This is a genomic window from Hyunsoonleella aestuarii, from assembly GCF_006148925.1.
In the GTDB taxonomy this organism is placed as follows: Bacteria; Bacteroidota; Bacteroidia; order Flavobacteriales; family Flavobacteriaceae; genus Algibacter_D; species Algibacter_D aestuarii.
Map to the genome: position 1 here is coordinate 62,816 of NZ_VAWB01000002.1, position 23,102 is coordinate 85,917.

Annotated in this window: 21 protein-coding genes; 11 read left to right on the forward strand and 10 right to left on the reverse strand. The window is 32.8% G+C overall.

Annotated elements, in window-relative coordinates; all coding sequences use genetic code 11:
• Positions 1-10: 10 nt before the first annotated feature.
• Positions 11-1,033 carry a glutamine synthetase beta-grasp domain-containing protein gene (locus FEF17_RS09880; protein WP_139002240.1) on the reverse strand — a complete coding sequence of 341 codons (1,023 nt, stop codon included), beginning with the start codon at positions 1,031-1,033 and terminating at the stop codon, positions 11-13.
• Positions 1,034-1,294: 261 nt separating this feature from the next.
• Here FEF17_RS09880 and FEF17_RS09885 point away from each other — a divergent pair, with 261 nt between their 5' ends.
• A complete protein-coding gene (locus FEF17_RS09885; protein WP_139002241.1) occupies positions 1,295-3,481 on the forward strand; it encodes a glutamine synthetase III family protein in 2,187 nt (728 codons plus the stop codon).
• Between the two features lie 458 nt (positions 3,482-3,939).
• On the opposite strand, the gene FEF17_RS09890 is transcribed toward FEF17_RS09885, so the two are convergent.
• Positions 3,940-5,217 carry a YCF48-related protein gene (locus FEF17_RS09890; RefSeq protein ID WP_139002242.1) on the reverse strand — a complete coding sequence of 426 codons (1,278 nt, stop codon included), beginning with the start codon at positions 5,215-5,217 and terminating at the stop codon, positions 3,940-3,942.
• A gap of 488 nt (positions 5,218-5,705) precedes the next feature.
• On the opposite strand from FEF17_RS09890, the gene FEF17_RS09895 reads away from it, so the two are divergent.
• The 5 genes from FEF17_RS09895 (at position 5,706) to FEF17_RS09915 (ending at position 11,100) form a co-directional block, all read left to right on the forward strand.
• Entirely contained in the window at positions 5,706-6,884 is a 1,179-nt protein-coding gene (locus FEF17_RS09895; protein WP_139002243.1) for an AIR synthase related protein, read from the forward strand.
• Between the two features lie 63 nt (positions 6,885-6,947).
• Positions 6,948-7,907, forward strand: a complete 960-nt coding sequence (locus FEF17_RS09900; protein WP_139002244.1) for a DUF3078 domain-containing protein — start codon at positions 6,948-6,950, stop codon at positions 7,905-7,907.
• A gap of 403 nt (positions 7,908-8,310) precedes the next feature.
• Positions 8,311-9,387: a peptide chain release factor 1 gene (gene prfA, locus FEF17_RS09905; protein ID WP_139002245.1), complete on the forward strand. Its 1,077-nt coding sequence runs from the start codon at positions 8,311-8,313 to the stop codon at positions 9,385-9,387.
• Positions 9,388-9,399: 12 nt separating this feature from the next.
• Positions 9,400-10,221, forward strand: coding sequence for an orotidine-5'-phosphate decarboxylase (gene pyrF, locus FEF17_RS09910; RefSeq protein WP_139002246.1), 822 nt, complete (start codon positions 9,400-9,402; stop codon positions 10,219-10,221).
• Between the two features lie 63 nt (positions 10,222-10,284).
• Positions 10,285-11,100, forward strand: coding sequence for an ABC transporter substrate-binding protein (locus FEF17_RS09915; RefSeq protein ID WP_139002247.1), 816 nt, complete (start codon positions 10,285-10,287; stop codon positions 11,098-11,100).
• A gap of 177 nt (positions 11,101-11,277) precedes the next feature.
• Here the strand turns inward: FEF17_RS09915 and FEF17_RS09920 are convergent, their stop codons facing one another.
• A complete protein-coding gene (locus FEF17_RS09920; RefSeq protein ID WP_139002248.1) occupies positions 11,278-11,475 on the reverse strand; it encodes a Lacal_2735 family protein in 198 nt (65 codons plus the stop codon).
• A gap of 176 nt (positions 11,476-11,651) precedes the next feature.
• Between FEF17_RS09920 and FEF17_RS09925 the strand changes: the two genes are divergently transcribed.
• Positions 11,652-12,158: a hypothetical protein gene (locus FEF17_RS09925; protein ID WP_139002249.1), complete on the forward strand. Its 507-nt coding sequence runs from the start codon at positions 11,652-11,654 to the stop codon at positions 12,156-12,158.
• Positions 12,159-12,194: 36 nt separating this feature from the next.
• Here FEF17_RS09925 and FEF17_RS09930 read toward each other — a convergent pair whose 3' ends face one another.
• Complete coding sequence (locus tag FEF17_RS09930; protein WP_139002250.1) at positions 12,195-12,899, reverse strand: DUF4197 domain-containing protein; 705 nt, start codon at positions 12,897-12,899, stop codon at positions 12,195-12,197.
• 182 nt (positions 12,900-13,081) lie between these two features.
• Positions 13,082-13,936 carry a formyltetrahydrofolate deformylase gene (gene purU, locus FEF17_RS09935; protein ID WP_139002251.1) on the reverse strand — a complete coding sequence of 285 codons (855 nt, stop codon included), beginning with the start codon at positions 13,934-13,936 and terminating at the stop codon, positions 13,082-13,084.
• 146 nt (positions 13,937-14,082) lie between these two features.
• Between purU and FEF17_RS09940 the strand changes: the two genes are divergently transcribed.
• A complete protein-coding gene (locus tag FEF17_RS09940) occupies positions 14,083-17,493 on the forward strand; it encodes a methylmalonyl-CoA mutase family protein (protein ID WP_139002252.1) in 3,411 nt (1,136 codons plus the stop codon).
• Between the two features lie 246 nt (positions 17,494-17,739).
• Positions 17,740-18,069, forward strand: a complete 330-nt coding sequence (locus FEF17_RS09945; protein WP_139002253.1) for a hypothetical protein — start codon at positions 17,740-17,742, stop codon at positions 18,067-18,069.
• Positions 18,070-18,079: 10 nt separating this feature from the next.
• Here FEF17_RS09945 and FEF17_RS09950 read toward each other — a convergent pair whose 3' ends face one another.
• A complete protein-coding gene (locus FEF17_RS09950) occupies positions 18,080-18,475 on the reverse strand; it encodes a hypothetical protein (protein ID WP_139002254.1) in 396 nt (131 codons plus the stop codon).
• Positions 18,476-18,598: 123 nt separating this feature from the next.
• On the opposite strand from FEF17_RS09950, the gene FEF17_RS09955 reads away from it, so the two are divergent.
• On the forward strand, positions 18,599-19,039 hold the full coding sequence (locus FEF17_RS09955; RefSeq protein WP_139002255.1) for an Lrp/AsnC family transcriptional regulator: 441 nt from the start codon (positions 18,599-18,601) through the stop codon (positions 19,037-19,039).
• Here the strand turns inward: FEF17_RS09955 and FEF17_RS09960 are convergent.
• The 3 genes from FEF17_RS09960 to FEF17_RS09970 are packed head-to-tail and all read right to left on the reverse strand — an operon-like array spanning position 19,032 to position 21,403.
• Positions 19,032-19,781 (reverse strand): DJ-1/PfpI family protein, encoded by a 750-nt coding sequence (locus FEF17_RS09960; RefSeq protein WP_139002256.1) that lies wholly within the window; start codon positions 19,779-19,781, stop codon positions 19,032-19,034. The two genes, FEF17_RS09955 and FEF17_RS09960, sit on opposite strands and share 8 nt — an antisense overlap.
• A gap of 3 nt (positions 19,782-19,784) precedes the next feature.
• Positions 19,785-20,162, reverse strand: a complete 378-nt coding sequence (locus FEF17_RS09965) for a VOC family protein (RefSeq protein ID WP_139002257.1) — start codon at positions 20,160-20,162, stop codon at positions 19,785-19,787.
• A complete protein-coding gene (locus tag FEF17_RS09970) occupies positions 20,153-21,403 on the reverse strand; it encodes an MDR family MFS transporter (protein WP_139002258.1) in 1,251 nt (416 codons plus the stop codon). The genes FEF17_RS09965 and FEF17_RS09970 overlap by 10 nt, the downstream gene beginning before the upstream one ends.
• Before the next feature lie 276 nt (positions 21,404-21,679).
• Here FEF17_RS09970 and FEF17_RS09975 point away from each other — a divergent pair, with 276 nt between their 5' ends.
• Positions 21,680-22,285 carry a DUF1684 domain-containing protein gene (locus FEF17_RS09975; RefSeq protein ID WP_139002259.1) on the forward strand — a complete coding sequence of 202 codons (606 nt, stop codon included), beginning with the start codon at positions 21,680-21,682 and terminating at the stop codon, positions 22,283-22,285.
• 19 nt (positions 22,286-22,304) lie between these two features.
• Here the strand turns inward: FEF17_RS09975 and FEF17_RS09980 are convergent, their stop codons facing one another.
• Positions 22,305-23,099 carry a nucleotidyltransferase domain-containing protein gene (locus FEF17_RS09980; RefSeq protein ID WP_139002260.1) on the reverse strand — a complete coding sequence of 265 codons (795 nt, stop codon included), beginning with the start codon at positions 23,097-23,099 and terminating at the stop codon, positions 22,305-22,307.
• Positions 23,100-23,102: the final 3 nt, after the last annotated feature.

Here is a 23,102-nt window from a genome sequence, read left to right on the forward strand (position 1 = left end):
ATAGGCTAAGTTATATTTTAGCGGATTTAACAGTTTTAATAATTCTACCTGCAATTTTGTATGGATCTCCATTAGATGCTGGTCTTCTGTCTTCTAACCAACCTTTCCAACCTTTCTCTACAGTAATAATTGGAATACGAATTGAAGCTCCTCTATCTGATACTCCATATGAGAAATCTGTGATTGCAGCAGTTTCATGATCACCAGTTAAACGTTGGTCATTAAACTCTCCATAAACTTCTATGTGTTCTTTAACAACGGGTCTGAATGCTTCACAAATTGCTTCATAAGTTTCTTTAGAACCACAAGTTCTTAAGGTTGTGTTTGAGAAGTTGGCGTGCATACCAGAACCATTCCAATCCATATCTTTTCCAAGCGGTTTTGGGTGGTACTCAATATAGTAACCATATTTTTCAGTTAAGCGGTCAAGTAAATATCTAGCAATCCATATTTCGTCTCCAGCTTTTTTAGCACCTTTAGCGAATAATTGGAATTCCCATTGTCCTGAGGCAACCTCTTGGTTGATTCCTTCAAAGTTTAAACCTGCATCAATACATAAATCTGCATGCTCTTCAACTAAATCTCTACCGTGAGTGTTCTTTCCACCAACAGAACAGTAATACATTCCTTGTGGTGCAGGATAACCACCAACAGGGAAACCTAATGGCAATTGTGTTTTAGTATCCATTATAAAGTATTCTTGCTCGAAACCAAACCAGAAATCATTATCATCATCATCAATAGTTGCTCTACCATTAGATGCATGTGGAGTACCATCTGCATTTAAAACTTCAGTCATTACTAAATATCCGTTGATTCTGTCTGGATCTGGATAAATAGCTACAGGTTTCAATAAACAGTCAGAAGAACCACCTTCGGCTTGTCTAGTTGAAGATCCATCAAAAGACCACATTCCTAATTCTTCCAAAGTGCCTTGGAAGTTTTCATGCTCTTCTACCTTGGTTTTGCTTCTTAAGTTTTGAGTTGGATAATACCCATCTAACCAAAGGTATTCTAATTTAATTTTTGCCATAATGAATATATTATAATTGAAATATTAAAAGTAATCACACAAATATATGTCTTTAAACAGATACTATAAATTTTAGGGGGTATTTTAATAAAAACCTAACTTATTTTTATTTAAACCCTATTTTTTTAAGGTATATTTTAAAAAAAGTATATTATTTTATATAAATAATGAAAAAATGTTAACAATATGAGTTTGAATTTCTTTTATATTTATTAGGGATAATTATTTTTGTAAAGACAATAAAATTAATTTAATAAGACGATGCCTACATTACGATTTCATGCGATAAAAGAATCGCTTGCATACAAACCAGTTTACATTGAAGAGAATGTTAAACGCTCAGAGTTGTTTGGAAAAAATGTATTTAATGAGAAAACGATGCGTCAGTATTTAACGAAAGATGCTTTTGTTGGGGTGATGAATGCTATTCAACATGGAAAGAAAATTGACCGCAATATTGCAGATCAAGTTGCATCTGCTATGAAGGATTGGGCTTTGTCTAAAGGTGTAACTCATTATACGCACTGGTTTCAACCATTAACTGGGTCTACAGCAGAAAAGCATGACGCTTTTTTTGAAACTACGAAGGATGGCAATTCTATTGAAAAATTCGAAGGAGGACAATTAGTGCAGCAAGAACCGGATGCTTCTAGTTTTCCGAGTGGAGGAATAAGAAATACTTTTGAGGCTAGAGGATATACTGCTTGGGATCCATCGTCTCCGGCTTTTATTTATGAAACTACACTTTGTATTCCAACCATTTTTGTTGCTTACACAGGTGAAGCATTAGATTATAAAACACCTCTATTAAGGGCTTTGCATGCCGTTGATGATGCTGCAACTGCAATTTGTAAATATTTCGATAAAAATGTGAAGAAAGTTTCCTCATCTTTAGGTTGGGAGCAGGAGTATTTTTTAGTAGATAAAATGTTGGCAGCAAGTCGACCAGATTTAGTTCTTACAGGGAGAACTTTACTAGGGCATTCGTCTGCTAAAGGACAACAATTGGACGATCACTATTTTGGATCAATTCCTAATCGTGCTTTAAATTTTATGAGGGAGTTAGAAAATGAATGTATGCTTTTAGGAATTCCAGTAAAGACTAGACATAATGAAGTAGCTCCAAATCAGTTTGAGGTCGCACCAATATATGAGGAAGCTAATCTAGCTGTGGACCACAATTCACTGCTAATGGATATCATGGGTCGGGTAGCGTCTCGTCATAATTTTAAAGTATTGTTACACGAAAAACCATTTGCAGGTGTTAATGGCTCTGGAAAGCATAATAATTGGTCGCTGTCTACGGATACGGGTATTAATTTGTTAGGTCCCGGGAAAACTCCAATGAGTAATTTACAATTTCTTACTTTTTTTGTTAATACGATAAAAGGTGTGCATACACATGAAGCACTCCTAAGAGCAGCTATTGCATCGGCTAGCAATGACCACAGACTTGGGGCAAATGAAGCGCCTCCAGCTATCATGTCCATTTTTATTGGTGAACAATTAACTAAGGTTTTAGAGGAGTTAGAGGGAGTTACAAAAGGAAAGTTGTCACCTCAAGAAAAAACGGAGTTAAAACTTAATGTTATTGGTAAAATACCAGACGTATTATTAGATAACACTGACAGAAATAGAACGTCTCCTTTTGCTTTTACCGGTAATAAATTTGAATTTAGAGCTGTGGGTTCTACTGCAAATTGTGGTAACCCTATGACTGTTTTAAATACTATTGTGGCTAAACAATTAAGAGATTTTAAAACTGAAGTCGATTTGTTGATTGATAAGAAAGGACTTAAGAAAGATGAAGCCATATTTAATGTGCTTAGAGAAAATATTAAGTCTTGTCGAGATATATTGTTTGAGGGTAATGGATATGGAGAAGCTTGGGAAAAAGAAGCTAAAAAACGTGGACTTAGCAATAACAAAACAACTCCAGAAGCTTTAAAATCAAAAGTGTCTAAGGAGTCTATTGCATTGTTTGAGGAGATGGGAGTAATGAGTAAAATTGAAACTCAGGCACGTTACGAAATTGAAATGGAAGCCTATATTAAGCACATTCAAATTGAAAGTCGCGTATTGGGAGATGTTTCTAGAAATCATATTGTTCCTACTGCAGTTAAATATCAAAATATTTTAATTGAGAATGTTAAAGGTTTAAAAGAGATTTTTGAGGAGAAGTATAATGCTGTTTCTAAGGAGCAGATCAATTTAATTGAAGAAATTTCAAATCATATTGAAGGTATTAATGTCAATGTAACTAAGATGATAGGTGAGAGAAAAAAAGCTAATGTTATTAATGATTTAGAAAAGAAAGCTCATAAATATTGCTTTAACGTAAAACCTTTGCTAGATGATATTCGTTATCATTGTGATAAACTAGAACTTCTGGTTGATGATGAACTTTGGCCCTTAACTAAATATCGAGAAATGCTGTTTACTAGGTAGAAATTATTTTTATACGATTAAAGATAAGAGATTGTCTTATGGCTTTGTTTTTAAAATCAATTTTTTAAATATAAAGTTGCATTTAATAAAGCTAATGGGATTTATAAATTTTTGTTACTGAAATTAAGTTTTATATTTTTGACATGATGATGCGGTTTAAAATGAACAGGCAAAGCTAGTCTATTAAACGAATATTTAATTTCTGGTGTTTTATTAGTACGAGTTGATAAAAGTTTACCATTTTTGGCTTAAGAAATTTTGGTATACTCTTTTTGAGATAAAGCTTAAATTACTCTAGTAATCTCTGTAACCTATATTCTTTCTATACACATAGATAATTAGCCAATTTTGGTATTAATATAGATTGCCTAATTTTGTCGGTTCTATATGCAGTAAGATTAAAATGTAAGTAATTATTATTCTGAATTTTTTACTATGTCGATTTAAAAATTATTATGTTATTCTTTTATAAACTTGATAAATTGTCGACCAGTATTACTATGTAAATTTAACAGATATGTGCCTGAGTTTAAATCTTCAACAGAGAAGCTGTATTGTTTGGTAGTTTTTGTAGAAAGTCTATCTCTTGTTAACTGTTTTATGAATTTGCCATCAATATCATAAAGTTCAATAAGTAAATTATCATGGAAAGGGAATTCAATAGTAAACTCGAGTAAAGTTTTAACGGGATTTTGCATTAATGTTAAATTTAATTGATTTCTCTTTTCTTCATTTGAATATTCTAAGTTTAAGGTTTCTTCAGTATACTTATAAAGAGAGGTTCCCCCAGCAAATGCCAGAGAAGAATTAATTATAAAAATTCGATTTAGATTATTGCCAATATTTAAATTAGTCCATGAGAGTCCGCCATTATTAGTTTCATAAAAACCAGTGGTGTGTCCACCCATCCATCCTTTATTTTCATTAATAAAGCCTACCGCTTGAATATCAGTCTCAGGAGCATCGAAAGAACTCCAATTTAAGCCAGCATCAGTGGTTTTTATCAAACTTCCGTTATTAGGGTATACCGATGAAACTGCGCCAAAAATAACATCATTATTGTTTTCTAAAACTTGCATTTTCCAAACATACTCTCCAGGGGTATTTGTATTATAAAGTTCACTCCAAGAAGTTCCACCGTCAGTTGTTTTAAGAATAATTCCACCATTATCGTTCCTCCCGGAAACAAATCCAGTATTTTCATTCAAAAAAACCACTTCTACCAAGGCGTTAGCATAAGAAGACATGTCAAGATATTGCCAAGTATTACCATTATCGGTAGATTTTATAACGAATGCTGGGGCAAAATATGCTCCACATCCATAAACAGTTGAATCGCCACTAGTCTCTATTCCACATATAGCTGGAGGAATTGGTGTAATGTTTGATACAACTGACCAGTTAGATCCACCATCAATTGTTTTTAATAACTCATTGTTTAGGGTTCCTAAAAACCCAATATTTTCATTTAAAAACTCAATATTTCTAAAATAATAATTACCTCCTAATTGAGTTTCGGTTAACTGTTCTGTCCAACTTAAACCTCCATTTATTGTTTTGTATACAGCAGCATAAGCACCATTTGCAGCCCAACCTATATTTTCATTTATAAAAAAGACATCGTCAAAACGTTGGTTGCTTTGATTAGTTAAACTATTTGGTATATTTTGCCAAGTAGCTTGTGTGTTTCCTATAAAACATAAAAGGGGAATAATATAACTAGTAAACTTTAACATATTGTAATTAGTTTGTAGATTTAAGAGATTGAAATATAATATTTATTTTTAATATGCGTCTAGTTTATTTTGATTTTGAGCATATGTGTCCCGCGCATCATTAAGTCTTATATTAATTTGGTTGTTGAAGAAGTCATAGGGGTTTTTTAAATGAAAACTATATCAGTAATCTAAAATACTTTATGAAAAATCATAAAAGATTCAGTCTAGTTTTTCATGAGTTCAGTATAAATAATAGCCATTAATAGGCTTGTGCATCTCCTTTAGTTAATTTATATTATTTTATATTTTTTATGGAAAGAAGGATAAAAGAAATTCATTTCCCAAATGAACATCTTATAGAACACCCAACTAATAATTAATTTAGTGTACGTAATCAAATAAGTCTGTTGCCAGTTAAAAAGTAGTTAATAAAACCTCTTTCATATTTGAAATTAAAAGGACTAATTTTTGAAATATTCCTTTTCTTTGCAAAACAATAGAATATTATGAGTGAAGAAGTTTCAAAACGTTATGCACAACGGGGTGTTTCAGCATCTAAGGAGGATGTACATAATGCCATTAAAAATATTGATAAAGGCTTATTTCCTAAAGCATTTTGTAAAATAGTACCAGATTATTTAACTAATGATGAAGACTATTGCTTAATAATGCATGCCGATGGTGCCGGTACAAAGTCTTCTCTTGCTTATATGTATTGGAAAGAGACCGGGGATATATCGGTTTGGAAAGGAATAGCGCAGGATGCCCTTATTATGAATATTGACGATTTATTATGTGTTGGTGCTACAGATAATATTATGTTGTCTTCTACAATTGGAAGAAATAAAAACTTAATTCCTGGAGAAGTGCTTTCTGCAATAATAAATGGAACCGAAGAATTACTTGAAGATTTAAAATCTTTTGGTGTTTCTATTCACTCAACAGGAGGGGAAACCGCTGATGTTGGTGATTTGGTTCGTACTATAATTGTAGATTCTACGGTTACTGCTAGAATGAAACGTAGTGATGTTATTGATAATGCTAATATTCAAGCAGGAGATGTTATCGTGGGACTTGAAAGTTTTGGACAAGCGACCTATGAAAAGAAATATAACGGTGGTATGGGAAGTAACGGGCTAACCTCTGCACGTCATGATGTGTTTAGTAATTACCTTGCAATTCACTATCCTGAAAGTTTTGATCCTTCAGTTCCTGAAGAATTAGTTTATTCTGGTGAAATAAAGTTAACAGATAAGGTAAAAAATTCGCCTATTGATGCTGGAAAACTAGTACTCTCCCCAACACGAACCTATGCACCAATAATTAAAAAAGTTTTGACGAAATATAGCAGTGATATTATTCATGGTATGGTGCATTGCTCTGGTGGTGCACAGACAAAAATCCTTCATTTTGTGGACCAATTTCATATTATTAAGGATAATATGTTTTCAATTCCACCACTTTTTAAATTAATACAGGAGCAATCTAAAACGGACTGGAAAGAAATGTATCAGGTTTTCAATTGTGGGCATCGAATGGAGTTGTATGTTCCGCAAGATATAGCTAATGACATCATTGCCATTTCCAAATCCTTTAATGTAGATGCAAAAATTATTGGTAGAGTTGAAGCTTCAAAAACTAAGAAACTTACAATAAAAAGTCAATTTGGTGAGTTTAATTATTGATTTTGTTAAAACGGAATAGTTTTTGATAAAATTCAAACTTTTAAAAACTTATATCAATCAACCATGAGAACCGTTTTTTTACTTGCTTTTAGCATTGTTGTTAATCTTGCCTATGCACAGCCTGATTCGTTATATATTAAAGAGTTAGAGCCTAAATATCAAGGACCACAATGGATACAGCAAAATCGAGCAACTTTCGATTTGAGCGAAGTAGCCTTTGTTAATTGGAATGCCGGTGGTACTAACTCCATTTCTGGTCTATTGGGTTTAGAGTCTAAGTTGAATTACAAGGATAAATACTTTTTTTGGAAGAACACATTATCAACACGATATGGAGTAAACAAACAAGAAAGTAAACAATTACGGAAGACAGACGACCGTTTCGAAATTAATTCTAGCCTTGGATATAAACCTGATAGTTTATCTAACTGGTTTTATTCAGCTAAGTTTAATTTTAGAACTCAGTTTACAAACGGTTACAATTACCCTAATCGAGATGAGCCTATTTCGAGGCTTATGGCTCCTGGTTATGTTTTTTTTGGAGGAGGTTTAGAGTATGGTAAGCAGATTGAGCAATTATCATTCTATTTCTCTCCGCTTACATTAAAAGCAACATTTGTTTTAGATGAAGACTTGGCGAACGCTGGTGCTTTTGGTGTTACTCCAGCCGAATTTGATAGTCTTGGAAATATGATTAAAAAAGGAGACCGAGTGCGAAGAGAAGTCGGTATTTTAATGACTAATAGTTATGAAATGGAAATTGTTGAGAACATTGGTTTAAAACATCAAGTAAGTCTCTACACTGATTATATTAATAATTTCGGAAATGTTGATTTGGATTGGCGAGTAGATTTCGATTTTAAAGTGAATAGTTTTGTAAGAGCTACTTTAGGTTCTCACCTAAGATATGATGATGATGTGAAAACTCAAGTCGCAACAGAGATTGAAGGAGAGTTTGATGAGGCTGGTGCGAAAGTTCAATGGAAACAGTTTTTAGGTGTTGGATTTGCTATGGATTTTTAAATAAATTCAGAAAACACCAATAGAAAAGGAATGCTTATAATGAGATCTAATAAATAAATAAAACAGAAAAATTTAAATACTGTAAATCCTTGATTTTTAAAAAAATTAAGGATTTTTCTTTTATTAGTATTTTCGGTTATGTGCCACAAAAAGATGGTCAATAATATTTTTATGGAAGCTATGGTTAAAATATGAAAATTGATAATCAATAAAAATATATTTACTCCAAATGACCAGATAATAAAAGGTCTGTAAAAAAGAAAGATTGATGATAACCGACGCATGGTAAAATTAATAACGCTGAAAGAATCATATTATTTTTTGTTTTAGCCTATTCTCGACTTGCTTAAGAGCTTAAAATTCATAAATTATTGTATTTTTGGTGACCAATTAAAAAAGGCAGATGTTAGAGAAATTGCAAATAATTAAGCAACGTTTTGATGAGGTAAGTGATTTAATCATTCAGCCCGATATCATATCAGATCAAAAACGATATATAGAGTTAAATAGAGAATACAAGGATCTCCGAGTTCTAATGGATAAGCGTGAGGCTTATATAGAACTTACTAATAATTTAGCTGAAGCCGAAGAAATTATAGCCGATGGGAGTGATGAAGAAATGGTTGAAATGGCTAAAATGCAATATGATGAAGCAAAGGATGGGATTCCAAAATTAGAAGAAGAGATAAAAGTATTGTTAATACCTAAAGATCCAGAAGATTCTAAAAATGCGGTTGTTGAGTTGCGGGCAGGAACGGGTGGTGATGAAGCGAGTATTTTTGCAGGAGATTTATTTAGAATGTATACAAAATACTGCGAGAGTAAAGGTTGGCGAGTTGAAACTGTAGATTTTAGTGAAGGAACCAATGGGGGGTTTAAAGAAATCCAATTTGAAGTAAGTGGAGAAGAGGTTTATGGTACATTAAAATTTGAAGCTGGTGTGCATCGTGTACAACGTGTACCGCAAACAGAGACTCAAGGTCGTGTTCATACTAGTGCAGCAACAGTCATGGTATTTCCCGAGGCTGAAGAATTTGATGTTGAAATTAATCCAAAAGATGTTAGAATAGATTTTTTCTGTTCATCTGGCCCAGGAGGGCAGTCTGTAAATACAACCTATTCAGCAGTACGGTTAACACATATCCCTACTGGGTTAGTGGCTCAATGTCAAGACCAAAAGTCGCAGCATAAAAACAAAGAGAAAGCTTTTAAGGTGTTGAGGTCGCGTTTATATGATTTAGAGTTGGCCAAAAAGCAAGAAGAAGATGCTGCTAAGCGTGGAAGTATGGTGAGCAGTGGTGATAGAAGTGCCAAAATTAGAACGTATAATTACCCTCAAGGCCGTGTTACGGATCATAGAATTGGATTAACGCTCTATGATTTAAGTAATATTGTAAATGGCGATATTCAAAAAATTATAGACGAATTACAATTAGCCGAAAATACCGAGAAATTAAAAGCTGGTGATGATGTAATTTAATACTAAATGTAAGTGACTACAGACCAATTAATCCACCAAATAAAAATAAAGAAGTCTTTCCTTTGTATAGGACTAGATGTAGATTTAAATAAAATTCCTGTTCACCTTTTAAAAGAGGAGGATCCTATTTTTGCTTTTAATAAAACAATTATAGATGCTACACATCATTTATGTGTGGCATATAAGCCTAATACGGCATTTTATGAAGCTTATGGGATTAAAGGGTGGCAAGCATTAGAGAAAACGATTAATTACCTTAACGAAAATCATCCCGATATTTTTACTATTGCTGATGCCAAGCGCGGGGATATAGGAAATACAAGTACCATGTATGCTAAAGCTTTTTTTGAAGATTTGGAATTCGACTCTGTAACCGTTGCGCCATATATGGGGAAAGACTCAGTAGAGCCTTTTTTAGCATTTGAAAATAAGCACACTATCTTATTGGCATTAACATCCAACCAAGGCGCTTTGGATTTTCAAACTAAAAAAATCGAGAATCAAGAACTGTATAAGAAGGTTTTAGAAACTTCTAAAACATGGAAAAATTCAAAGAACTTAATGTATGTTGTTGGTGCCACCAAGGCAGAATATTTAGCAGATATTAGACAAATAATCCCTGACAGTTTTTTGTTAGTTCCTGGTGTTGGCGCGCAAGGAGGTAATTTGAATGATGTTTGTAAATATGGGATGAATAACTATATAGGCTTACTAATTAATTCTTCGCGAGGTATTATTTATGCTTCAAACGATAATGATTTTGCCGAAGCTGCAGCATCAAAAGCTAAGGAGCTTCAAGAGCAAATGGCGTTGGAATTGAATCGCCACTTATAGAAATCACGATAACTGGGTAATCTTTTGATTAGGATTATTAGAAAACAATAAATTCTCTTCATAATGCCTAAACAAATTGTGGATCAACTTCAAAGAGTCATTAACTTAAAGCAAAGGCCTAATCGAATCATTTCTTTAGTTCCAAGTCAAACGGAGTTACTTTGTTATTTAGGCTTAAAAGATAGTATCGTAGGCATTACTAAATATTGTGTCCATCCCAGTGATCTTAAGAAATCTGTCTCTGTGGTTGGAGGCACTAAACAAATTCATTTAGACAGGATAGTATCCTTAAATCCAGATATTATTCTTTGCAATAAAGAAGAAAATACAAAAGAGATTGTTCAAGTATTAGAAGGTATTTGTACGGTTCATATTTCGGCTATTTTTACCATTGAAGACAGCCTAGAACTTATTAGTCAATACGGGAAAATATTTAATAAAGCAGCTGAAGCCCTTTTATTAATAAGAAATATTCAAAAGGATGCTAATGAGTTTGATAATTTTATTAAGAATGAACCAATTTTAAAAGTAGCATATTTCATTTGGAAAAATCCATGGATGGTTGCAGGGAATAACACTTTTATTGATTACCTACTTCAAATAAATAAATTTGAAAATGAGTATGCGAATAAGGATCGTTATCCAGAAATTCAATTGTCTAAAAAAAGTGTAAGCAAAGATGTTGATTTGGTTCTATTATCATCAGAACCTTATCCGTTTAAGGAAATTCACAAAGAAGAGTTAAGAGCATACTACCCTAAAGCCAAAATTATTTTGGTAGATGGAGAAATGTTTTCTTGGTATGGTTCAAGGCTTGTTAAAGCATTTGAGTATTTTAAAAAGTTGCATTTAGACCTTCAGGATATTCAAATTTACTAACGTCTTCAACGAAGTTTGAAACTTTTCTTTCTAATTCTTTTAAACTTAATAGCTTGTTCAAGTTGGGTTTTATTTTCCCCACTTTACAAAAATGTCTTTCCATAACTTATTCTTTATAATATAAAGTACGGAGATTAATGTTTTTTGGATGTAATGCAAGTGTTAAAGAATTGATAATTATTCAATTAACTGTGTTTGACCTCGTTCAAGGTATTTTAACTTGTTAAGCTTGTTAAGAAGCTTTATGGCTTTATATTCTGAGAAATCACTCAAAGCAGAGTCTGTTTGTCTAAAATTATATGCCTTTTCCATGAGCGAAATATAACGTTCATATAGTTTTATACGATTGTTTTTTATGGATTCTATTCTACTCATTTTAAATACTGAATAACAGGTACTTAAATATACATTATTTATTTAAGATTTAAAAACATAAAGAATTCATGTCATAATATATTATTTATACAAAGTGATTAATAATATTTTGTTAATGCGAATTACTTAATGCAAAGCATTTAATAAATTGTAAAATGAAACAAAAAAGATACATTATGAAACAAGTAATTATACTTTTTTTAGGATTAATAATTTCAGTTGGGTTAAATGCACAATCAAGTGATTGTAAATGCTGTACAGATAAGAATAGTGAATTCGACTTTTGGGTTGGTTCTTGGAATGTTACCAACAAAAAAGGGGATTTAGCAGGAACCAGTGTGATAGAAAAAATTCAAGACAATTGCATTATTAGTGAGAATTGGAAAAGTGCAAAAGGAACCTATACTGGGATGAGCTCAAATTTTTATAATACTAAAACAGATGAATGGGAGCAGATGTGGTTAGATAATCAAGGGGGTAGTTTACATTTGAAAGGAAAAAGAGTAGGTAACCAAATGATTTTACAAACCGATGAGGTTTTAAATAAAGAGGGTAAAACTTTTGTAAATCGAATAACTTGGACTGCAAATGATGACGGAACTGTAAGCCAATTATGGGAAATGATAACAGATGGCGACATTACTGTGGCGTTTAATGGATTATATAAAAAAGTCAAATATTAATTAGTTGGCTTTTTTTTAATAATGTGAATGAGTAATTTAATCTTGTAGAGCAAACACCTTTCTTAATAAATCAGTAGTTCTAGAAGATATTTTATTTCTAATTTCTTTCTCCTCAATAGCTATCATAGTATAGACACCTTTTAATGCTTCACCAGTCACATAATCTGTTAAGTCTGGGTTTACATCATTAGTAAATGGTAAATTATTGTATTTATTTATAACGCTGCTCCAAATGTCATCTGCACCCACTTTGCTGAACGAATTTTTTATAACTGGATTGAACTTTGCGTACAAAGCAGTTTCAGTTTTTGAAGTTAAATATTGAGTTGCTGCATTATCCTGACCTAAAAGTATATTTTTAGCGTCGGCGAACGTAATACCTTTAACAGCATCAACAAAAATAGGCGTAGCTTCCTTAACAGCATCCTCTGCGGCACGATTTAATACTTTTAAACCCTCGTCAGCTAATTTACTTAAACCAATATCTCGAAGAGCTTTGTCAACTTTATATAATTCTTCAGGTAATAAAATCTTAACTAACTCATTTTTAAAAAACCCATCAGTTTGCGCAAGTTTGGTTACTTGTTTATCAATACCAAAATCTAGAGCTTGTCTAAGACCAGATGCAATTTCCGCATTACCTACAGTCCCACCTTGAGGTAACTGGTTAACAACTTCTTGCAATTCGGCACAAGCCGTTAGGTTAAAAATTAATGCAAGTGTTAAAATTTTTCTTATCATGATTTTGGGTTTTGTGTTTAAAACAAATATATGAGATATGGTTTAGGTATCATAGATAAAAAAAAGGCATCTTTTTGTGGGAAAGATGCCTAAATAGTTCAATAATTGTTAATCCCTCAATTTGTTTATAAACTTAAAGTCTTTTAATTGAGACACAATTATGAAAATTTAGTCACACTATGTTATGAAAAAATAACAGTTTTATTGTTGTAAACCATTACTTTTCTATTTGTATGAAGTTTTACAGCATTCGCTAGAACTATTTTTTCGAGGTCGCGGCCTTTAGCAATTAAATCTTCAATGGAGTAGGTATGCGTTATATGCGCTACGTCTTGTTCAATAATTGGACCAGCATCCAATTCTTCGGTGACATAATGGCTAGTAGCCCCAATAATTTTGACACCGCGTTTGTAGGCTGAATGATAAGGTTTAGCACCAACAAATGCAGGTAGAAATGAATGATGGATGTTTATTATTTTATTTGGGTATTCATTTATTAATTTACTTGAAACAATTTGCATGTAACGCGCCAAAACAATAAAATCAATATTGTATTCTTTTAATAATGCAAGTTGTTTTTCTTCTGCTTTACCCTTTGTTTCCTTTGAGACAGGAATGTGGTAGAATGGAATTTTAAAATTATCTGCAATAGATTTTAAATCATTATGATTACTAATTATAAATGGGATTTCTAAGTTTAGTTCACCAGAATTATAGCGACCAAGTAAATCGTATAGACAGTGATCGTACTTTGAAATAAACAATGCCATTCGTGGTTTTTTCTTAGAAGAATAAATACGCCATTTCATTTCAAATTTTTCAGCTAAAATATTTTTAAACGCATTTTTAAAATCTTCAGTAGAGAAAGTGTCTGAAACAAACTCGCTTTCTAAACGCATAAAAAAAACATCTTGTTCTCTATCGACATGTTGATCTAGATATACAATATTTCCACCTTCTTTTGCAACAAAATTAGTTACCGAAGCAATAATATTTGGCTTATCTTTACAATGGATGAGTATGGTAATTTTATTCATTCAATTCTGAATTATTTAGCGCATAAAATTAATCTAAAAACATTCAAAATTATCTTTCTTAAATAAATTTGAATGATTAACTGTTATCGTGTGTTATTTTTGAATATTTCGTAAATTGCAGACATTAAAAACAAGTTTTATTACGAATGACACAACAAACACCCTATAAACCTAAGTGTAAAGTTAGAATTGTAACAGCTGCATCGTTATTTGATGGACATGATGCTTCAATTAATATTATGCGTCGTATAATTCAAGCTACTGGTGTTGAAGTTATTCATTTGGGGCATGATAGAAGTGTTGAAGAAGTTGTTAATACTGCCATTCAGGAAGATGTAAATGCTATTTGTTTGACTTCTTATCAAGGCGGACATAATGAATACTTTAAATATATGTTTGATTTACTTAAAGAAAAGGGATCTGAACATATTAAAATTTTTGGCGGCGGCGGCGGCGTTATTTTGCCTTCGGAAATTAAAGAATTAATGGAATACGGCATTACCAGAATTTATTCTCCAGATGATGGTCGTGAAATGGGACTTCAAGGCATGATAAATGACTTGGTTCAAAAATCTGATTTTGCTATTGGCGATAAGCTAGAAATCGGTTTGGATGAGTTAAAAAATCAAAATCAAGCTTCAATAGCAAGGGTAATATCATCTGCCGAAAACTTTCCCGAGGTAGCAAAGGAAACCTTAAATAATATTCACACAAAAAATGAAGACTCGAATACACCAGTTTTAGGTATTACAGGCACTGGTGGCGCGGGTAAATCAAGTTTAGTCGATGAATTGGTTAGACGTTTTTTATTTGATTTTCCTAAGAAAACAGTCGGGATTGTATCTGTAGATCCTTCAAAACGGAAAACAGGAGGAGCATTGCTAGGTGATAGAATTAGAATGAACGCCATTAATAACGAGCGAGTCTACATGCGAAGTTTAGCAACGCGTCAATCTAATCTGGCGCTTTCAAAATATGTAAATGAGGCTGTTGAAGTTTTAAAGGCAGCTGAATTTGATTTAATTATTTTGGAAACATCAGGTATCGGTCAGTCGGATACCGAAATTATTGAACATTCAAATGTTTCTCTTTATGTGATGACTCCAGAATTTGGTGCCGCTACGCAGCTAGAAAAAATTGACATGCTGGATTTTGCGGATTTGGTAGCTATAAATAAGTTTGATAAACGAGGTGCTTTAGATGCACTAAGAGACGTGAAAAAGCAGTACATGCGCAATAATAATCTTTGGGATGTTCCGCAAGAAGAGTTACCTGTTTTTGGAACTATTGCTTCTCAATTTAATGACCCTGGAATGAACACGCTTTACAAAGCTGTTATGGACAAGTTGGTTGAAAAAGCTGGTTCAGATTTGAAATCTACATTTTCAATTTCAAATGAAATGAGTGAAAAGATTTTTGTTATTCCTCCTGCTAGAACACGTTATTTATCTGAAATAGCTGAAAGCAACAGGGCTTACGATAAGAAAGTTATTGAACAAACTGATGTTGCACAAAAGCTTTACGGCATTTATAAAACTATTGAATCGGTTACCGGACTTAAAATTGAATTGGCTAAATCGGGATTAGATGATGCTTTTAATAAAACTTCAGAAGATAAAGATTTTATTGAGCTTTTAGTTGGGGAGTTTGATCGTGTTAAGCTAAATCTGGATCCTCACAACTGGGAAATCATCACAGGATGGGAAGAAAAAGTTAATAAATATAAAGCCTCAATTTATTCATTTAAAGTTAGAGAAAAGGAAATTAAAATTGAAACGCATACAGAGTCATTATCCCACACCCAAATTCCAAAAGTAGCTTTACCAAAATACCAAGCATGGGGAGATATTTTGAAGTGGTGTTTACAGGAAAATGTACCTGGAGAATTTCCATATACTTCTGGTTTATATCCGTTTAAGCGCACAGGTGAGGATCCTGCAAGAATGTTCGCAGGTGAAGGCGCTCCAGAACGTACAAATAAACGGTTTCATTATGTGAGTATGGGATTGCCTGCTAAGCGTTTGTCTACTGCTTTTGATAGTGTGACACTTTATGGAAATGATCCCGATAATCGTCCTGATATATATGGGAAAATCGGAAATGCCGGCGTTTCTATCTGTTGTTTAGATGACGCTAAAAAATTGTATTCTGGTTTTAATTTGGCCGACGTTTTAACTTCGGTAAGTATGACCATAAATGGTCCAGCACCAATGCTATTGGGCTTTTTTATGAATGCCGCTATAGATCAGCAATGTGAAATATACATTAAACAGAATGGACTTGAAGAAGAAGTCCAGAAGAAAATAGCAAATCTATATAGAGACATAGAGCGTCCTAAATATAATGGGAAATTACCAGAAGGAAATAACGGACTTGGATTAATGCTTCTAGGCGTAACTGGCGATCAAGTTTTACCGGTTAAAGTCTATGATGAAATTAAAAAGAACACTATCGCGCAAGTTAGAGGTACGGTGCAAGCAGATATTTTAAAAGAAGACCAAGCTCAAAATACTTGTATTTTTTCAACAGAATTTGCACTGCGATTAATGGGTGATGTACAAGAATATTTTATTGAAAATAATATTAGAAATTTTTATTCGGTTTCTATCTCAGGTTACCATATTGCAGAGGCTGGGGCTAACCCAATTACACAAATTGCTTTAACCTTATCAAACGGTTTTACCTATGTTGAGTATTACCTAAGTAGAGGTATGGATATTAATAAGTTTGGTCCTAATTTATCCTTTTTCTTTTCAAACGGTATTGACCCCGAATATGCTGTAATTGGTCGCGTTGCTCGTAAAATATGGGCTAAGGCTATGAAGCTCAAGTATAATGCCGATCCAAGAGCGCAAATGTTGAAATATCATATTCAAACCTCAGGACGAAGTCTTCATGCTCAAGAGATTGATTTCAATGATATAAGAACAACACTTCAGGCACTTTATGCTATTTACGATAATTGTAATTCCCTTCATACCAATGCTTACGACGAAGCTATCACAACTCCCACTGAAGAATCTGTGCGTCGTGCCATGGCTATTCAATTGATAATTAATAAAGAACTCGGCTTAGCAAAAAATGAAAACCCAATTCAGGGGTCATTCATTATTGAAGAGCTTACAGATTTAGTAGAGGATGCCGTTTTGTTGGAGTTTGATAGAATTACTGAACGCGGCGGCGTATTAGGCGCTATGGAAACCATGTATCAGCGAAGTAAAATCCAGGAGGAAAGTTTGTATTATGAAACATTAAAACACAATGGTAAGTTTCCAATTATAGGTGTAAATACGTTTTTAAGTAGTAAAGGATCACCAACAGTTTTACCTGCTGAAGTAATTCGTGCAACGGAAGAAGAAAAAGAACTGCAAATACAAACTTTAAAAAATTTGCATAAAACTCATGACACTGAAGACTTATTAAAGTCCCTGCAAGCTAAAGCAATAAATAACGAGAATATATTCGAAACACTTATGGAGGTTTGTAAGGTTTGTTCATTAGGGCAAATTACTAATGCGTTATTTGAAGTAGGAGGGCAGTATCGCCGAAACATGTAAGCAGAGAACCACTTTTTGGCTTTTCAAAAAGTGTGAATCTTTTATTCATAGCATTTTAGAAGTATTGCCTAATTGATAAAAAAATAAACGCAACCAATTCGAGTTTTCATCATCTCTATTTAAAACTAAACTGTTTTATTAATGAAAAACATACTGCTTACTTTTTTTATTACTGCTATATGTTTTAGTTGTATATCAGATGATGGTATACCTAAATATGAAACTCAAATTGTTTGAAAATGGAGAATGATAGAACAATTAATAGACCCAGGAGATGGTAGTGGCACTTTTCAACCTATAATCAGTGATAGAACATTTGAGTTTTTAAGCAATGGCACTGTAAAGTTAAATGGAAACATGTGTTTTATAGGAAATACAGTTAACCCTGAGTCCTTTGGGACATATGAATTTATTGATGATCCACGAGCTGATGTACAGTTTGAAGGAACGATATATCCAGATGATTGTGAATTTTCGGAGGCAACGATATCCTTCAATCTAACTTTAGATGGTCGTTTGGTGATTTGGTATTTTTGTATTGAAGGTTGTGCTGAAAAATATGAGAAAATAAACTAGACGTGTTTATTTACAATGTAAGCATCCAAGAGCTTTGTAGCTTCTTGAATTTCTTTAATTCGCTTCTTAAAATAGGTAAAAAATCTTTTCCGTTACTGTTTGAGCGCTCTAGTCTATAAGAGTTTTTGTATAACAAATTAGTAAGGTGTTTTAAAGAAGCTAGGTGCTTATATTTTCTTTCAGAATTACGTTCTAATTCTGCATTTAGAATTTCTGGAGCCAATGAAACTGATTGCTGTACGATATCTCCAGAAAAGTAAATATCGGAGTCTTCTGAACCATCAGATCTTAAGGAAGATAAATCATGACTCAAATAGGTTGAAATATTTTGTGATAGAGCAAAAATTTCTTGAGCTTTTTTATAAATCGGTAATTCCGATAGATTTAGTGGGGTATTAGATATCATATTCAATTTCAATAAGCAATTTATTCAAAATTAGTCACAAGAAAGCATATTTTACTTTAGGTTTTAAAGTAAAATCGTATATTTACTTTAAATATTAATTTTTTATAGTTAAAATACTTTCAAATGATTTTAGATAGTCTTAACATGGGAATATTGAAGTGTTTACAGCAGAATGCACGTCTCTCAAATGCTGAAATTGGGAGGCAAGTTGGTATAACCTCTCCTGCAGTTTCCGAGCGTATAAAAAAAATGGAAGATTTGGGAATCATTGAGGGATATAAAGCTATTGTTTCTCCTTTTGAAATAGGATACCAGCTTAAAGCAATAATTACATTAAGGGCTTTTATGGGAAAATTGAAACCGTTTTTAGACAAGGTAAAAACTTATGATGAGGTTATAAATTGTTACCGCATTACCGGAGATGAAAATATAGTGATGGAAGTGGTTTTAAAAAATCAAAAGCATCTTGAAGCATTTATTGATCAACTTATAAGTTATGGTGAATCAAAAACTCAAATAGTTTTATCCCGAGTAATAAAACAAAAGCAGGTTATTCCTATTTAATAATTAAATGTGGAACTTTATCTAAATTCCAATCTATTACTAATCCTCCAGCCAAAGAAATTGCAACCTCTTTACCGTATAAGTATTCACATAAATATAAAGCAGCTTCAAAGCTTTTTGCTCCACCAGCAGAGGTAATATACTTGCCATCGTGTACAAACAACACGTCTTTTCTTATATCTAACTCCGGAAACATAGCTTTCATTTTATCAATATCACTGGGAAAAGTTGTTGAAACAGCATTATTTAAAAGCCCAGCTTTTGCCAAAACAAAAGATCCATCACAATGCGATGTGATAAATTTAGCCTGTTTATCCACTTTGTTTACGAAATTAATCATGGTTGTATCTGTCAAATCGGTATCTAAATGATGCTCTGCACTTGGAACCACTAAAATGTCAATTTTCGGCAGTGAATCTTTTACATAATTAAAATCAGGTAATATACGCATACCTTCAAAAGTTGTAATTGCTTTATCTGTATTTGCAACTGTAAATACATTCATAGCTTTTATACTGTCTCTGAAAATAGTGTGTTGGAATATATCAAAAGGAGCTACAAGCTCTGTATTATAAACACCATCCATAATTAAGAAAGCAACATTATAACGATTAGATTCTAAATGTGGCAGTTGTTTTTCAACAACCTTACTTTGTTCAACTGAGTCATTGTTTTTCTTTTCTTTTGATGAATTGCAAGCTAAAAGAATAAATGGAATTATAACAAATAGTTTTTTTTTCATAATCTAATTGATTCGCCATGGAGGGTTTAGCCTATTTTCACCAGCATGATATAAAATGATGGTATTTCCATCTAAATCTTTTAAACGAGCCTCACGCCATAGCCAAGATTTGTCTTCGGGCAATTCAGTAAATACAATTCCTTTTTGCATAAGCTCATCGACCAGTTTGTCTAAGTGTTCATTTTCAAAATAAATGCTAATTCCAGAATTTTCTAGTATGGCATCAACATGGTGAATAGAAAATGTACTGTTACCAGAAGGGCATTGAAATCTTACATAATTTGGGATTGCATCAACAATTAGATGCAATCCCATGGTTTTATAAAATTCGGTCGCTTTAGCAACATCTAAAGATGGAATGGTAATTTGGTTTAAATCCATAATGTCTCGGTTTCTTCTTCTTTACGTTTTCCTTTTTGTTTCTTTTTAAAATTCAAAAATTGACTTAATAGGAATAGTAAAAATACACAAAGTGCAGCAAGTATTGTAATGATATACCAGGTGTTGTCAAATCCTATATTATCAATCATTTGCAACCCCATGTTATGTCCAAAGATATGCGCTATGGAAAATGAAATAGAATACAATGCCATATACTCTCCTTGGTTGCCTTTTTTCGCTCTATCCATAGCAAAAGCGTTCGAAAATGGAAAAGCAATCATCTCACCAAAAGTCATTAACAACATGCCAATTATGACAACACCAATCCAACTAGACATATTTAATATTAAAAAGCTTAATCCTGTTAATATGGCTCCAAAAAGCATGAGTCCAGATTTTGTAAATGTTGTGTTTTCTAACCATTTTATCAAAGGCATTTCAAACACAAAAATTATAAAACCATTCATGCCTAAAAGCACTCCAATTTCAAATTCAGTTAGCATGTGTGCATCTTTATAGTATAATGGCATGGTAGAAAAATATTGCAAGAATATAATGCCGAATAACACCATAGCTACTAAAAAAATGAGAAACGCTTTATCTGCATAAGCTGATTTTGGATTTTCTGTTTTAACTGTATCGAGAGTCTTAGCTGTTTTTGGATTCAAAACATTAATTAATACAAAAGTTGCCGCAATACAGGTTATGCCATCTACCCAAAACAAACCACCATAACTTAGAGTAGTTATAATTATACCTCCTATTGCTGGTCCAGCTGAGAACCCCAAATTTATGGCTAATCTAATTAAGGTAACAGATCGTGTTTTATTCTCAGGTTTGCTGTAGGCACTTAGCGCAACAAACATGGCCGGTCGAAACATATCTGCTACTAACATTACTAGAAATATTCCTAAGCAAAAGGTAACGAAAGTCGTTAGAAATTGTAATGCTATAAACAGAATTCCTGTTCCGAGTAAACTATACACCATAACTTTGTAGTATCCTATTTTGTCAGTCAGTTTGCCACCTAACCATGAACCAATAACAGAACCTAATCCAAAAGCACTCATTACCCAACCAACATCACTAAAAGAGAAATCTAAGCTTTCTCTTAGATACAATGATAGAAAAGGAATGACCATGGTTCCAGCTCTATTAATAAGCGTAATAAGTGATAACCACCAAACCTCTGTGGATAAGCCTTTAAAAGTATCTAAGTAATTGTTGAATAATGTTTTCATGAGTTCTAAGTTTCAGTTTTCATATATTGGTTTTAATTAAAATCGTCAATAGACTAAAAAATAAAAAGTCCGACTTCACAGTCGGACTTTTAAAATATTGTAATAGTTTATACTCTTATCACCACAACATATTATAAGCCCAACTCCTTGTATTTAAACAAGAGGTCCATTGCTTTCTATAAATTGTGACGTTACTACGCATTTTTATTTCTTTTGAAAGCTCAAAGCTATGTAAAATTTTCTAAAGTTGTATTTTTGAAATCAAATTATTTTAAAATGAAATTCGCAATATCTGTTTTTATATCTATTGTATGTTTTACAAGCTGTGCTCAAAAGAAGCGACAAATTAAAGGGGAAACGGCGTTTCAAAAAGAGCAGAACTCAAAGTTTAAAGATGCATCTACCTCACCATTAAAAGACAGTGACCGCAGGGGTTTTGATGGATTAGAGTTTTTTAAGTTTGATTCCTCTTATATAGTGAAAGCTCAATTTAAAAGAACACCCGATGAGAAGCCTTTTAAAATGAAAACCACTACAGAAAGGCGACCAATTTATGTAAAGTTTGGCGAATTGGATTTTTATTTAAAAGGCGAAAGCTTCACTTTAAACATATATCAGAATCAAAGTTTGATTGAAAAAGAAGGTTATGAAGATTACCTGTTTTTGCCATTCTTAGATGAAACAAACGGATTGGAAAGCTACGGCGGAGGGCGTTATATTGATGCTAGAATTGTTGAAGGTGATACTATGATGATTGATTTTAATCAATCTTATAATCCATACTGTGCCTACAACGATAAATATTCATGTCCTATAGTGCCTAGAAAAAATTATTTAAAGACTAGAATAAAGGCTGGTGTAATGGCTTTTGACAAGCATTAGGAACGAACTTATGAACATATCAAAGGTCCTCCAATGGCGTTTCATTTTTCATCCAACTCCATTCAACTTCTTCCATAAACCACATATACGCTTCGTAATCGGTAACACCCCAATCTTTAAAGCTTTTTAGACCTTGAAATAGATTACCTGCTGTGTTTGAGTTAGGATGTTTTAACAATCGTTCAATATTCATCTTAAAATCTGTGGGTTTCTCTGTGCATTTATCGAGATATTGCATAAACCACTTATGATAAGGGTAAAGTATACGATTATGGGCAAGTATAAGCCGACCAGCAAATAAAACGAGTTGTGATGCAGCTCTTGTCTTGGTGTAAACATTGTCATGTCGATCTGCCTCTCCCATAAGCCAATTTTGAATGAATGCCATGGAATAAAACGATTTTATACGATTATTATGTCCCTCTTCTTGGTAAACAGCAATGCTTTCTACAATGGTTTCTAAATTATCTATACTAGAGAAAGCTAAAAACGCACCATCAAAAGCTGCACGAGAAGGCTCATTACCTTTATTAGCAACAGCTATAAGGTAATTCAAATTAATCACCTTACCATCTACAAAACCACCAGGATAATCACAAAGATCTGTTCTGTTTATAAATAGGTCATTTTTAGCTTTTCGATGGGCGTATTCTTCGTCGGTAGCTACAATCATAAAATCAACGTCAGAATCCTCTCTGGCTAAGTTTTTAGCAACAGATCCACCTATGATTAAAGCCAAAAAACGTTGGTCGTTTTCATATTCTTTAGTTAAGTTTTTTATTGCTCTTTTATGATGTTCTCGAATGCCTTTCATGAT

What these genes read in the sequence shown, in the direction of transcription:
- FEF17_RS09880 (WP_139002240.1), bottom strand. Translation starts at nt 1,033, where the DNA reads ATGGCAAAAATTAAATTAGAATACCTTTGGTTAGATGGGTATTATCCA.
- FEF17_RS09885 (WP_139002241.1), top strand. Translation starts at nt 1,295, where the DNA reads ATGCCTACATTACGATTTCATGCGATAAAAGAATCGCTTGCATACAAA.
- FEF17_RS09890 (WP_139002242.1), bottom strand. Translation starts at nt 5,217, where the DNA reads ATGTTAAAGTTTACTAGTTATATTATTCCCCTTTTATGTTTTATAGGA.
- FEF17_RS09895 (WP_139002243.1), top strand. Translation starts at nt 5,706, where the DNA reads ATGAGTGAAGAAGTTTCAAAACGTTATGCACAACGGGGTGTTTCAGCA.
- FEF17_RS09900 (WP_139002244.1), top strand. Translation starts at nt 6,948, where the DNA reads ATGAGAACCGTTTTTTTACTTGCTTTTAGCATTGTTGTTAATCTTGCC.
- prfA (WP_139002245.1), top strand. Translation starts at nt 8,311, where the DNA reads ATGTTAGAGAAATTGCAAATAATTAAGCAACGTTTTGATGAGGTAAGT.
- FEF17_RS09915 (WP_139002247.1), top strand. Translation starts at nt 10,285, where the DNA reads ATGCCTAAACAAATTGTGGATCAACTTCAAAGAGTCATTAACTTAAAG.
- FEF17_RS09920 (WP_139002248.1), bottom strand. Translation starts at nt 11,475, where the DNA reads ATGAGTAGAATAGAATCCATAAAAAACAATCGTATAAAACTATATGAA.
- FEF17_RS09925 (WP_139002249.1), top strand. Translation starts at nt 11,652, where the DNA reads ATGAAACAAGTAATTATACTTTTTTTAGGATTAATAATTTCAGTTGGG.
- FEF17_RS09930 (WP_139002250.1), bottom strand. Translation starts at nt 12,899, where the DNA reads ATGATAAGAAAAATTTTAACACTTGCATTAATTTTTAACCTAACGGCT.
- purU (WP_139002251.1), bottom strand. Translation starts at nt 13,936, where the DNA reads ATGAATAAAATTACCATACTCATCCATTGTAAAGATAAGCCAAATATT.
- FEF17_RS09940 (WP_139002252.1), top strand. Translation starts at nt 14,083, where the DNA reads ATGACACAACAAACACCCTATAAACCTAAGTGTAAAGTTAGAATTGTA.
- FEF17_RS09945 (WP_139002253.1), top strand. Translation starts at nt 17,740, where the DNA reads ATGATAGAACAATTAATAGACCCAGGAGATGGTAGTGGCACTTTTCAA.
- FEF17_RS09950 (WP_139002254.1), bottom strand. Translation starts at nt 18,475, where the DNA reads ATGATATCTAATACCCCACTAAATCTATCGGAATTACCGATTTATAAA.
- FEF17_RS09955 (WP_139002255.1), top strand. Translation starts at nt 18,599, where the DNA reads ATGATTTTAGATAGTCTTAACATGGGAATATTGAAGTGTTTACAGCAG.
- FEF17_RS09960 (WP_139002256.1), bottom strand. Translation starts at nt 19,781, where the DNA reads ATGAAAAAAAAACTATTTGTTATAATTCCATTTATTCTTTTAGCTTGC.
- FEF17_RS09965 (WP_139002257.1), bottom strand. Translation starts at nt 20,162, where the DNA reads ATGGATTTAAACCAAATTACCATTCCATCTTTAGATGTTGCTAAAGCG.
- FEF17_RS09970 (WP_139002258.1), bottom strand. Translation starts at nt 21,403, where the DNA reads ATGAAAACATTATTCAACAATTACTTAGATACTTTTAAAGGCTTATCC.
- FEF17_RS09975 (WP_139002259.1), top strand. Translation starts at nt 21,680, where the DNA reads ATGAAATTCGCAATATCTGTTTTTATATCTATTGTATGTTTTACAAGC.
- FEF17_RS09980 (WP_139002260.1), bottom strand. Translation starts at nt 23,099, where the DNA reads ATGAAAGGCATTCGAGAACATCATAAAAGAGCAATAAAAAACTTAACT.